This is a genomic window from Pseudomonas sp. AC247 (assembly GCF_979258015.1).
The window spans coordinates 4,581,178-4,593,243 of sequence record NZ_OZ409829.1; the positions used below are offsets into that span (position 1 = coordinate 4,581,178).

9 protein-coding genes are annotated in these 12,066 nt (G+C 59.8%); 1 reads left to right on the forward strand and 8 read right to left on the reverse strand.

Annotation, left to right across the window (positions count from 1 at the left end; genetic code table 11):
• Positions 1-164: 164 nt before the first annotated feature.
• The 3 genes from ACZZ0B_RS20905 to purL form a co-directional block, all read right to left on the reverse strand.
• On the reverse strand, positions 165-527 hold the full coding sequence (locus ACZZ0B_RS20905) for a DUF6124 family protein (protein ID WP_129389562.1): 363 nt from the start codon (positions 525-527) through the stop codon (positions 165-167).
• A gap of 1,128 nt (positions 528-1,655) precedes the next feature.
• On the reverse strand, positions 1,656-1,967 hold the full coding sequence (locus tag ACZZ0B_RS20910) for an NGG1p interacting factor NIF3 (protein WP_463546150.1): 312 nt from the start codon (positions 1,965-1,967) through the stop codon (positions 1,656-1,658).
• Positions 1,968-1,972: 5 nt separating this feature from the next.
• The gene (gene purL / locus ACZZ0B_RS20915) at positions 1,973-5,869 is read right to left on the reverse strand and encodes a phosphoribosylformylglycinamidine synthase (protein WP_463546151.1); all 3,897 of its coding nucleotides are present in this window, start codon (positions 5,867-5,869) and stop codon (positions 1,973-1,975) included.
• 285 nt (positions 5,870-6,154) lie between these two features.
• Between purL and mltF the strand changes: the two genes are divergently transcribed.
• Positions 6,155-7,615: a membrane-bound lytic murein transglycosylase MltF gene (mltF, locus tag ACZZ0B_RS20920; RefSeq protein WP_081500510.1), complete on the forward strand. Its 1,461-nt coding sequence runs from the start codon at positions 6,155-6,157 to the stop codon at positions 7,613-7,615.
• A gap of 83 nt (positions 7,616-7,698) precedes the next feature.
• Here the strand turns inward: mltF and pdxJ are convergent, their stop codons facing one another.
• The 5 genes from pdxJ to lepB all read right to left on the reverse strand — a co-directional run bounded on the left by pdxJ (position 7,699) and on the right by lepB (position 12,065).
• Complete coding sequence (gene pdxJ, locus ACZZ0B_RS20925; protein ID WP_008083632.1) at positions 7,699-8,445, reverse strand: pyridoxine 5'-phosphate synthase; 747 nt, start codon at positions 8,443-8,445, stop codon at positions 7,699-7,701.
• A gap of 207 nt (positions 8,446-8,652) precedes the next feature.
• Entirely contained in the window at positions 8,653-9,342 is a 690-nt protein-coding gene (gene recO, locus ACZZ0B_RS20930; RefSeq protein ID WP_158831734.1) for a DNA repair protein RecO, read from the reverse strand.
• Positions 9,343-9,456: 114 nt separating this feature from the next.
• The gene (gene era, locus ACZZ0B_RS20935; RefSeq protein ID WP_016771562.1) at positions 9,457-10,359 is read right to left on the reverse strand and encodes a GTPase Era; all 903 of its coding nucleotides are present in this window, start codon (positions 10,357-10,359) and stop codon (positions 9,457-9,459) included.
• Positions 10,352-11,041 carry a ribonuclease III gene (rnc, locus tag ACZZ0B_RS20940; protein WP_016986099.1) on the reverse strand — a complete coding sequence of 230 codons (690 nt, stop codon included), beginning with the start codon at positions 11,039-11,041 and terminating at the stop codon, positions 10,352-10,354. The genes era and rnc overlap by 8 nt, the downstream gene beginning before the upstream one ends.
• A gap of 169 nt (positions 11,042-11,210) precedes the next feature.
• Positions 11,211-12,065: a signal peptidase I gene (gene lepB, locus ACZZ0B_RS20945; protein WP_008083637.1), complete on the reverse strand. Its 855-nt coding sequence runs from the start codon at positions 12,063-12,065 to the stop codon at positions 11,211-11,213.
• Position 12,066: the final 1 nt, after the last annotated feature.

Below are 12,066 nucleotides of genomic sequence, written 5' to 3' on the forward strand. Positions count from 1 at the left end.
TCGCAGCCTCGTTTCACTCGACAGCTCCTACAGGGAAGCTATCTATCCGAAGAATCAGGCCGTCATCGCTGGCAAGCCAGGCTCCCACAGGTTCTTCACTGTTCTCAAAATTGTGCACGACCTTGTGGGAGCCAGCCTGCTGGCGATGAATGATGACGCGGTCGTCAGGTTTGTGGATCGACTCGATCCAGTGCCCGGTTTACTGCGAGTTCGGCGAGCATGATGATTTGCTGGATGGCCAGTGCGGTGCTGCGTTGCAAGCCGCCTAGCTCGGTTGCGAAGTTGCTGGCCATGGCATTTGCTGAGGCCAACGATTCACAGGCGTGGGCGAGCAGGCTTTCGGTGTCGACGCTGGGGTGGACGAGGAACATGGTGCTCGGTTGTCGGGGTTTGGCGGGTTCGGGGCTGAGGTAAAAATCGAGGGCGCGTTTGATGGCTTCGCGGTTTTTGGCGAGGTCTTCGGCGTGGATGGCGGCTTCGAGTGGGGTAATGGTTTCGGGGGGTGGATCTGGGATTAGCTTGTCCAAAATTCAACTCCTGCTACTGCAAGTGAGGATGCCATCGTTCGCCGGATCTCACGCGGCGAAGAGGTGGCAGCTATGTGCAGGGTGAGATCCACCGGAGCAGGCAACCGGCCAGACCGAAGTCTGCCCGCACACAGCCGCCATAACACAGGCAGCAGATTGAGCTGGCGCCAATTATCGTAGTGTTGGCGCTAGTTGCAAGCTTTCCGGGGATCTCACGCCCGGTCGCTGAATTGGCAGCGACAGGCAAAGACTAGAGAGCGGGCGTCCGACGTACAACCTGAAAACCTTGTGGGAAGGTTCTGCTATTTCTACACAAACCTAAACAGACTCAGATTCTTTGGTGATTGGACTGACCCCATCGCCAGCAGGCTGGCTCCCACAGTTTTGACCTGATGTATTCAGACAGAAATTGGTTGGGTGTCAGGCCGCCATCGCTGGCAAGCCAGGCTCCCACAGGGATTGAGTACAGGTGCGGGTGATTGGTTGCTGTGAGGTTGTTATCGCGAGCAGGCTCACTCCTACAGTTGGATTGGGTACACCTGCAAGAAACAGGTCGGCTGGCAGTACGCCTTCGCGAGCAAGCTCAGCTCCTACGACAGCAAGATCAAAAGATCGCAGCCTGCGGCAGCTCCTACAAGGGCAGAAGCCGAACGCGCCGCGCTCCTCACCACTCAACAGGATGAGCGCAAGCTCGGCTGCAGCTTTTGATCTTGATCCACAGGCCCCGTCGGCAGGCTGAGTGGAGGGATTTATCCGGGGGTGGGAGCGCAGCGACCGTTTGGCGCAGCCAAATGCATCGAGAGGAGGTGCAGCGGAGCAAACCGGAGGCGATGCGCCCGGATGGATCCCGGAGCGAAGGAACCCCGAGCTTTAGCGAGCGGGCCGAACGTTGGGGCAAGCCTTTTTGGTTACTTTTGAGGCGTTTGTCAAAAGTGACCCGCCGTAAGGGCGGAACCGTCAGCCGCAGCGCCCGAAGAATCGGATATTCACTCAGCCAGACAGAGCATGGTCGCCTGTCAGGGCGCCATCGCGAGCAGGCTCACTCCTACAGAAAAGCAAATCGGGGGCAACAAAAAACCCGCAGACAATCACTCATCTGCGGGTTTCCCGTTTCAGCCGCCAGGAAGATCAGAAATCTTCCAGCCGCCACACCTCATAAGCCGGCGTCTCGTAGGGATGACTAAGCTTCAAAGCCGCCACAACAGCAACAATCAACTCATCCGCCACCACCAGCTCAACCTTCCATTCCTCAACCCGCTCAATCTGCCCCGCCTCACCAATAAACGGCTGACTGCCGTCCAAAGGTCGAAACTGGCCAGACCCAAGCACCTGCCAGGCACAGTGGTCATAGTCACCGATCCGCCCACCACCGGCAGCGAACACAGCCCCTTTGACCACCTCGACATGACTGTCAGGAACAAAAAACGCCAGCTTATACACGACGATCAGTTAACCCAAACGCGTGCATTACGGAACATACGCATCCAAGGTGCGTCCTCGTTCCAGTCCTCCGAACGCCACGAGTTCTGCACGGCACGGAACACACGCTCCGGGTGCGGCATCATGATCGTCACACGGCCATCACGGCTGGTGAGACCGGTAATCCCGCGCGGCGAACCGTTCGGGTTAGCCGGATACTTCTCGGTGACCTTGCCATGGTTATCGACGAAACGCATCGCCACGCAACCCGACAGATCGGCTTCCAGCAGTGCCTCTTCGCTGGAGAACTCGGCGTGACCTTCACCGTGAGCAATGGCGATCGGCATACGCGAACCGGCCATGCCCTGCAGGAAGATCGAGTTCGATTCCTGGATCTGCACCATCGCCACACGCGCTTCGAACTGCTCGGAGCGGTTACGCACGAAGTGCGGCCAGAACTCGCTGCCCGGGATCAGCTCGTGCAGGTTGGACATCATCTGGCAACCGTTGCACACGCCAAGGGTGAAGCTGTCGTTACGCTCGAAGAAGCCCTGGAACGCATCGCGGGCACGGCTGTTGAACAGTGCCGACTTGGCCCAGCCTTCACCGGCGCCGAGCACGTCGCCGTAGGAGAAACCACCGCACGCCACCAGACCTTTGAACTCATTCAGATCAACGCGGCCAGCGAGAATGTCGCTCATGTGCACGTCGATCGCGTTGAAACCGGCGCGGTCGAACGCAGCGGCCATTTCCACCTGACCGTTGACGCCCTGCTCACGCAGTACGGCAACCTGTGGGCGAATGCCTTTCTTGATGTAAGGCGCGGCGATGTCCTGGTTGACGTCGTAGCTGAGTTTGACGCTCAGGCCCGGGTTGTCTTCTTCCAGCAGCACGTCGAACTCTTGTTCGGCGCAGTCGGCGTTGTCGCGCAGACGCTGGATCTGGTAGCTGGTTTCAGCCCAGGTACGTTGCAGCAGACGACGCTGGCCTTCGAAAACGGTGTCACCGTTGAAGGTGATGTTGATCTGGCCATTGTTGATCGGCTGACCGATCACCGACACGCAGTCGCCCAGACCGGCCGCGCTGAATTGCGCGAGGATGTCTGGCGTGGCGTCCTGACGAACCTGGATCACTGCGCCCAGTTCTTCGTTGAACAGGATCGCGGCGATGTCGGCGGTGGTTTCTGCCAGACCGTCGAGGTTCAGGCTCAGACCGCAGTGGCCGGCGAAGGCCATTTCCACCACGGAGGTCAGCAGACCACCGTCGGAACGGTCGTGGTACGCCAGCAGGTGACCGTCGGCGTTGAGGCCCTGGATCACCGCGAAGAAGGCTTTCAGGTCTTCGGCGTCATCGACGTCCGGTGCGTGTTTGCCGAGCTTGCCGTGGGTCTGTGCAAGGATCGAAGCACCCATACGGTTCTGACCGCGACCGAGGTCGATCAGGATCAGGTCGGTGGTGCCCTTGTCCATACGCAGTTCCGGGGTCAGAGTCTGACGGATGTCAGCCACTGGCGCGAAACCGGTCACGATCAGCGACATCGGCGAGGTCACGGTTTTTTCTTCGCCGTTGTCGTTCCAACGGGTAGCCATGGACATCGAGTCCTTGCCCACCGGAATGGTGATGCCCAGCTCAGGGCACAGTTCCATACCGACCGCTTTCACGGTGTCGTACAGACGCGCGTCTTCGCCCGGGTGGCCGGCAGCGGACATCCAGTTCGCCGACAGTTTGATGTCGGAGATCTTGTTGATGCGCGACGCGGCAATGTTGGTCAGGGTTTCGCCGATGGCCATGCGGCCCGACGCCGGAGCGTCCAGCAGAGCCAGCGGAGTGCGCTCGCCCATCGCCATCGCTTCACCGGTGTAAACGTCGAAACTGGTCGCGGTGACGGCAACGTCAGCCACCGGAACCTGCCATGGGCCGACCATTTGATCACGGGCCACGAGGCCGGTGATGGTGCGGTCGCCGATGGTGATCAGGAAGCTCTTGCTCGCCACGGCCGGGTGATGCAGAACGCGTTCGATGGACTCGCTGATGTCGAGGTTCGACGGATCGAAGTCATCGCCCAGCTCGGCTTCACGAACCACCGAACGGTGCATGCGCGGGGCTTTGCCCAGCAATACTTCCAGTGGCATGTCCACCGGGTTATTGCCGAAGTGGCTGTCGGTCACGGTCAGTTGCGGCTCGGCAGTCGCCTCGCCCACTACGGCAAACGGGCAGCGCTCGCGTTCGCAGATCGCCTGGAAGAGCGCGAAGTCTTCCGGGCCTACCGCCAGAACGTAACGTTCCTGGGATTCGTTGGACCAGATTTCGTGCGGGGCCATGCCCGGCTCGTCGTTTGGAATGTTGCGCAGTTCGAAACGGCCACCGCGGTCGCCGTCGTTGACCAGTTCCGGGAAAGCGTTGGACAGACCGCCCGCGCCGACGTCGTGGATGAAGCTGATCGGGTTTTTGTCACCCAGTTGCCAGCAACGGTCGATGACTTCCTGGCAGCGACGCTCCATCTCAGGGTTTTCACGCTGTACGGAAGCGAAGTCGAGATCCGCCGAGCTGGTGCCGGTGGCCATCGAGGAAGCCGCGCCGCCACCCAGACCGATCAACATCGCCGGGCCGCCGAGGACGATCAGCTTGGAGCCTACGACGATCTCGCCTTTCTTGACGTGCTCTTCGCGGATGTTGCCCATGCCGCCGGCCAACATGATCGGCTTGTGGTAACCACGAACTTCGTCACCGTGCGGGGTGGTGATCGACTGTTCGAAGGTACGGAAGTAGCCAGTCAGGGCCGGACGACCGAATTCGTTGTTGAACGCAGCGCCACCGAGCGGGCCTTCGATCATGATGTCCAGGGCGGTAACGATGCGCTCAGGCTTGCCGTACGGCACTTCCCACGGCTGTTCGAAGCCCGGGATCTGCAGGTTCGATACGGTGAAACCGGTCAGGCCAGCCTTTGGCTTGGCGCCACGGCCGGTTGCACCTTCGTCACGGATCTCGCCGCCGGAACCGGTCGATGCGCCCGGGAACGGAGCAATCGCGGTCGGGTGGTTGTGGGTTTCAACCTTCATCAGGATGTGCACCGGCTCCTGCACCGCGCCGTACTGGCGGGTCTCAGGGTTCGGGAAGAAACGGCCGGCAACGTTGCCGACGATCACCGAGGCGTTGTCCTTATAAGCCGACAGAACGCCTTCGCTGTGCATCACGTAGGTGTTCTTGATCATGCCGAACAGGCTTTTTTCCTGGTTCTCACCATCAATATCCCAACTGGCGTTGAAGATCTTGTGGCGGCAGTGCTCGGAGTTGGCCTGGGCGAACATCATCAGTTCGATGTCGTGCGGGTTGCGCTTCAAGCCATTGAAGGCGTCGACCAGATAGTCGATTTCGTCTTCAGCCAGGGCGAGGCCCAGCTCGGTGTTGGCTTTTTCCAGCGCGGCGCGACCGCCACCGAGGATGTCGATCGCGGTCAGTGGCTTCGGCTCGGCGTGGCTGAACAGACCGGCGGCCTGTTCGAGGTTGGCCAGCACGATCTGGGTCATGCGGTCATGCAGCACGTCGGCAATCTGCTGGGCTTCGGCTTCGCTGAACTGACCGGCAACGTAGAAGGCAATACCGCGCTCCAGACGCTGGATCTTGCTCAGGCCGCAGTTGCGGGCGATGTCGCTGGCCTTGCTCGACCATGGCGAGATGGTGCCGAAACGCGGCAACACCAGAAACAGACGGCCGGTCGGCTCTTGAACCGGAACACTTGGACCGTACTTCAGAAGGCGCGCTAGCACCTGCTGTTCGTCGCCGGTCAGGTCGCCGGTGACTTCGGCGAAGTGAGCGAATTCAGCATACAGGCCACTGACAGCTGGAACCTTCTGGCTCAGTTGCTCAAGGAGTTTGCTGTGGCGAAAGGCAGAAAGGGCAGGAGCGCCGCGCAGGATCAACATCTTCGGGACAGCCTCGGGAAGGGGTGTGCTTTGAGGCCGTGCATTCTAGCCTAAACCGCCCTCAACATCACCCGAAACGCTACGCACGGTTGCACTCGGGTATCAATCTGTGTTTCCGACTCCAGAGTCAGGTAAATCGGCTATACAGAGGCCGCTTATTTTTACTGTAACAAAAAGCCGCGAAGCCCCGTTTCCAAGGGGTTTCGTGCGGTTTTGTGATCGCTAGCAGACTGGCCCTGCGCTGTCGAGATATGGCGCCCGCAGCCGTTTGCGTATACTGCGCAGATGTTTTTCCCAACGGCTTTGCGTCCGCGGTACGCCAAATGGCTGATCGCAACCGGACTCTTCCTGATGCTCAGTGGCTGTGTTGATAAACCCAACACGCTGGAGCGCATAAAGGAGGATGGTGTGCTGCGCGTGATTACACGCAACAGCCCCGCCACCTACTTTCAGGATCGCAGCGGTGAAACCGGCTTCGAATACGAGCTGGTGAAGCGTTTCGCCGACGATTTGGGTGTCGAACTGAAAATCGAGACCGCCGACAACCTCGACGACCTTTTCAATCAGATCGGCAAACCCAACGGCCCGGTGCTGGCCGCCGCCGGCCTGGTCAGCAGCGAGCAGCGCAAGCAGCAGGTGCGGTTCTCGCATTCCTACCTTGAAGTCACCCCGCAGATCATTTATCGCAATGGTCAGTCGCGGCCAACCGACCCGGGTGATCTGGTCGGCAAGAAGATCATGGTGCTCAAGGGCAGCACCCACGCCGAACAACTGGCGGAGCTGAAAAAGAAATTTCCCGGCATCGAATACGAAGAGTCCGACGCGGTTGAAGTGGTCGACCTGCTGCGCATGGTCGATGAAGGTCAGATTGACCTGACCCTGGTCGACTCCAACGAAGTGGCGATGAACCAGGTGTATTTCACCAACATCCGCGTCGCCTTCGACCTCGGCGATGCGCGTAGCCAAAGCTGGGCGGTAGGCCCGGGCGAAGACAACAGCCTGCTCAACGAAATCAACGCGTATCTGGACAAGGTGCAGAAGAACGGCACCCTGCAACGCCTGAAAGACCGCTATTACGGCCACGTCGACGTGCTTGGCTACATGGGCGCCACGACCTTCGCCCAGCACTTGCAGCAGCGCCTGCCGAAGTACGAACAGCACTTCAAGAATTACGCAAAGAAAGAGAAAGTCGACTGGCGCTTGCTCGCGGCCATTGGTTATCAGGAATCGCTCTGGCAACCGACCGTCACCTCGAAGACCGGCGTGCGCGGGCTGATGATGCTGACCCAGAACACTGCGCAGGCGATGGGCGTGTCCAACCGCCTCGATCCGAAGCAGAGCATCATGGGCGGGGCGAAATACCTGGCTTATATGAAGGATCAGCTCGACGATTCGATCAAGGAACCGGATCGCACCTGGTTCGCCCTGGCGGCGTACAACGTCGGCAGCGGTCACCTCGATGACGCGCGCAAACTGACGGCCAAGGAAGGGTTGAACCCGGACAAGTGGCTGGACGTGAAGAAGATTTTGCCGCGCCTGTCGCAGAAGCAGTGGTACAGCAAAACCCGTTACGGCTATGCCCGGGGCGGCGAACCGGTGCATTTTGTGGCGAACATTCGTCGTTATTACGACATTCTGACCTGGGTGACGCAGCCGCAGCTTGAGGGCGACCAAGTGGCTGAAGGCAATTTGCATGTGCCGGCCATCGACAAGTCAAAACCTGCTCAAGAACCTGCCCCGCTTTAAAGCAAAAGATCGCAGCCTTCGGCAGCTCCTACAGGGATACACATTCCAATGCAGGAGCTGCCGAAGGCTGCGATCTCTTGATCTTAACCCTTCAGAGCTGCAGCCAGAATCAGCGCTTTCATCTCGGACACTGCGGACTTGAAGCCAACGAACAATGCATGCGCCACCAGCGCATGGCCGATGTTCAGCTCGTTGATCCCCTTGATCGCCGCCACCGCCTCAACGTTGTGATAGTGCAGGCCATGACCGGCATTGACGATCAGCCCCTGCGCCAGACCAAACGCCACGCCATCCGCAACGCGCTGCAGTTCTTCAGCCACTTCCGTCGGCGTTTCAGCATCGGCATAACGCCCGGTGTGCAGTTCGATCGCCGGTGCGCCAACGCGCTTCGACGCTGCAATCTGCCGCTCATCAGCATCGATGAACAGCGACACTTCGCTGCCAATCTTCGACAGACGCTCAACCGCAGCCTTGATCCGCTCTTCCTGCCCCGCTACATCCAGACCACCCTCGGTCGTCAGTTCCTGACGGGTTTCCGGCACCAGGCAGATGTGCGCCGGACGGATACGCTCGGCGAACGCCATCATTTCTTCGGTGACGCCCATTTCGAAGTTCATGCGGGTCTGCAGCACGTCTTTAAGCAAGAGCACATCGCGCTCCTGAATGTGCCGGCGGTCTTCACGCAGGTGAACAGTGATGCCATCAGCGCCCGCCTCTTCCGCGTCCAGCGCCGCCTTGACCGGGTCCGGATAACGCGTACCACGGGCCTGACGCAGGGTGGCGACGTGGTCGATGTTCACGCCAAGAAGAATGCGATTGCTGGTGGTCACGGGTGCGCGCTCCTGAAGAAAAAGATTCGGCGCACAGCATACACGGTGAAGGGTCTGTTTACGTCTGGGCGCGGCGGCAACGGGATGCTGGCTGAGTGCAGGGCAAGGCGCGAGGAACGAAGTTTGGTTGCGCCAAATGAGTTCCGAGCAACGCAGCCCTGCGCGCAGCCAGCGCCCGTTGCGCCGCGTCCAGACGTAAACAGACCCTTAGGGCTTGCGAAACAGCTCGCGACTAACGAGAGGACGGCCACCCAAGTGAACGGCGAGTGCCTGGCGCATCAGGCGCTTGGCTGCGGAGAGTGCGCCCGGTGCAGTCCAGTCGGCTTCGGCCATGGCGAGCAATTCGACGCCGTTGAACAGGCCGGGTTGCAGCAGAAAAACGCGCTCCAGGCCGGCATCCACTTGCAGGCGATAGAGGCCGTCTTCGGCTATCGGTTCGCCGTGGATATCGGTGTTCAGCGAGAAGCCATAACCGAGATCATCCAGCAAACGCCATTCGAAGGAACGCAGCAGCGGCTCCAGCGGACGGCCTTCGGCCAACGCCAGCAAGGTCGCGGCGTAGTGATCGAATACGCCCGGGTGCGGGTCTTCGGCGGGGAGCAAACGGATCAGCAGTTCATTGAGATAGAGCCCGCTGAACAGCGCCTCGCCATTGAGCCAGGCTGAGGTGCCCGAACTTTCCATGCGCCCGACATTCTTCAGCTCACCCTTGCCACGGAACTCGACTTCCAGCGACACGAACGGCCGCGCCAAGGTCCCGGCCTTGCCCCGCGCACTGCGCAACACCGCCCGCAGCCGACCTTGTGGCGTGAGGAAATCGACCAACGCGCTGGTTTCGCGGTAAGCGCGACTGTGCAGGACGTAGGCGGGTTGGGCGGGAGGTGGGGTTTGCGACATGAACGTTGTTTCCCGATCAGGGATTGCAAAAAAGATCGCAGCCTTCGGCAGCTCCTACAGGTGTACGTCATGTAGGAGCTGCCGAAGGCTGCGATCTTTTGATCTTCGAATCGCTTACAGGTCGCCGTAACCCAGCGAACGCAGCGCGCGCTCGTCGTCGGACCAGCCGCCCTTCACCTTCACCCACAGATTGAGCATGATCTTGGAGTCGAACAACAGCTCCATGTCCTTGCGCGCTTCGGTGCCGATGCGTTTGATGCGCTCGCCCTTGTCGCCAATGATGATCTTCTTCTGGCCGTCACGCTCAACGAGGATCAAGGCGTGGATGTGCAGGGTCTTGCCCTGCTGCTTGAACTCTTCGATTTCGACGGTGATCTGGTACGGCAGCTCGGCGCCCATCTGGCGCATGATTTTCTCGCGTACCAGTTCGGCGGCGAGGAAACGGCTGCTGCGGTCAGTGATCTGGTCTTCCGGGAAGAAGTGATCGTTCTCCGGCAGGTGATCCGCAATCACTTTTTCCAGCGCTTCGAGGTTGTGCCCGTGCTGCGCGGAAATCGGAATGATCTGCGCGTTCGGCAGTTGTTCCTGCAGCCAGCTCAGGTGCGGCATCAGCTCGGCTTTGTCTTCAATGCGGTCGGTCTTGTTCAGCGCGACGATCAGCGGGCCGGTCACGTACTGCACGCGCTCCAGGACCATCTGGTCTTCGTCGGTCCACTTGGTGCGATCGACCACGAAGATCACCACGTCGACGTCTTTCAACGCTGCCGAAGCGGTCTTGTTCATGTAACGGTTCAGGGCCTTTTCGCCACCCTTGTGCATGCCCGGGGTGTCGACGTAGATCGCTTGCACGTCACCCTCGGTCTTGATCCCGAGCATGTTGTGGCGGGTGGTCTGCGGCTTGCGCGAGGTGATCGCGAGCTTCTGGCCGAGGATGTGGTTCAACAACGTCGACTTGCCGACGTTGGGACGGCCGACGATGGCAACATAGCCACAGCGAGTTGCGTTTGTATCAGTCATTGCCATTCTCCACGCCCAGGGCAATCAGTGCTGCGGCGGCCGCTACCTGTTCGGCAATACGACGGCTCACACCCTGACCTCGGCTTTTTTCATTCAGTAAGACAACTTCGCATTCGACGAAGAAGGTTCGGCAGTGCGGCTCGCCCTGGATATCCACCACTTCGTAGCGTGGCAGATCGCAACCGCGCGATTGCAGGTGTTCCTGCAGGCGGGTTTTCGGGTCTTTGTTGGTATCGACCAGCGTCAGGCCTTCGAACTCGCCGGCCAGCCAGGCCAGGACGCGTTCGCGCGCCATGTCCATGCCGGCGTCGAGATAGATTGCACCGATCAAGGCTTCGAGGGCGTCGGCCAGAATCGATTCGCGACGGAAACCGCCGCTCTTCAATTCCCCGGAACCCAAGCGCAGGTAATCGCCAAGGTCGAAACCACGCGCCAGCACGGCCAGCGTCTCACCTTTCACCAGGCGTGCGCGCAAACGCGATAACTGGCCTTCGCGGGCCAGCGGGAAGCGATCGAACAGCGCCTCGCCAGCAACGAAGTTGAGGATGGCATCACCGAGGAATTCCAGGCGTTCGTTGTTGCGCCCGGCAAAACTGCGGTGCGTGAGGGCCAGAAGCATCAGCTCCTGATCCTTGAAGGTGTAACCGAGCTGGCGCTCGAGACGGCTTAGAGAAACGCTCACGGTTTACCCACGCTGAGTTCGTGGCTGGATTCCACTGCCATCGCCGGGATACGGCGCAGGCCTGGGACAATTAACGCTGTGTTCAAAAATTAAATCCTGGCGATAGCGAAGCCGATTGTGCCGGCTCCAGAAATGCATTCGGCGCTGTGGTCAACAGCGCCGTGTGTGATTACTTGATCAGGCCAACCCGCGAGAAATTCGGCAGGTGACTGAGTTTCGGTTCCGGCCAGCTCATCCAGACCGCGAAGGCCTTGCCGACGATATTCTGGTCGGGAACCATGCCCAGCAGATCCTTGGGAATGTTCGGATCATCCCAGTAGCGACTGTCGTTCGAGTTGTCGCGGTTGTCGCCCATCATGAAGTAGTGCCCGGCCGGCACGGTCCAGCTGTGGTCCGGGGTGGCACGGTAGCGGCTCATTTCCTTGCGGATCAGATGCTCTGCGGCGCCGAGTTTTTCTTTGTACAGTTCGGCGCTGCCCAGCGTGCCCGGTTCAGAGCCCACCAACTGTTCGGCAATCGACTCGCCATTGACGAACAGACGCTTGTCAGCGGTGTAGCGCACCGTGTCGCCCGGCAGACCGACTACACGTTTGATGTAGTTGACGTTCGGGTCGCTCGGGTAGCGAAACACCATCACATCGCCACGCTGTGGATCACCGACTTCGATGATTTTCTTGTCGATCACCGGCAGGCGGATCCCGTAAGAAAACTTGCTCACCAAAATGAAGTCGCCGACGTCCAGGGTCGGTTTCATCGAACCGGACGGAATCTGGAACGGCTCCACCAGGAACGAACGCAGCACCAGCACGATGAACAACACCGGGAAGAACGACTTGCCGTATTCAACCAGCAGCGGCTCTTTGTTGAGTTTCTCGACCACCACGACATCTGGCTGACCGACACTGCCCTGATAAGAGGCAATGGCAGCACGCCGACGCGGTGCAAGGATCAACAGATCGAGCAACGCCAACAGGCCGCAGACGAACACGGCGATGACCAGCAACAGCGGGAAATTTAGTGACATA

What these genes read in the sequence shown, in the direction of transcription:
- purL (WP_463546151.1), bottom strand. Translation starts at nt 5,869, where the DNA reads ATGTTGATCCTGCGCGGCGCTCCTGCCCTTTCTGCCTTTCGCCACAGC.
- mltF (WP_081500510.1), top strand. Translation starts at nt 6,155, where the DNA reads ATGTTTTTCCCAACGGCTTTGCGTCCGCGGTACGCCAAATGGCTGATC.
- recO (WP_158831734.1), bottom strand. Translation starts at nt 9,342, where the DNA reads ATGTCGCAAACCCCACCTCCCGCCCAACCCGCCTACGTCCTGCACAGT.
- era (WP_016771562.1), bottom strand. Translation starts at nt 10,359, where the DNA reads ATGACTGATACAAACGCAACTCGCTGTGGCTATGTTGCCATCGTCGGC.
- lepB (WP_008083637.1), bottom strand. Translation starts at nt 12,065, where the DNA reads ATGTCACTAAATTTCCCGCTGTTGCTGGTCATCGCCGTGTTCGTCTGC.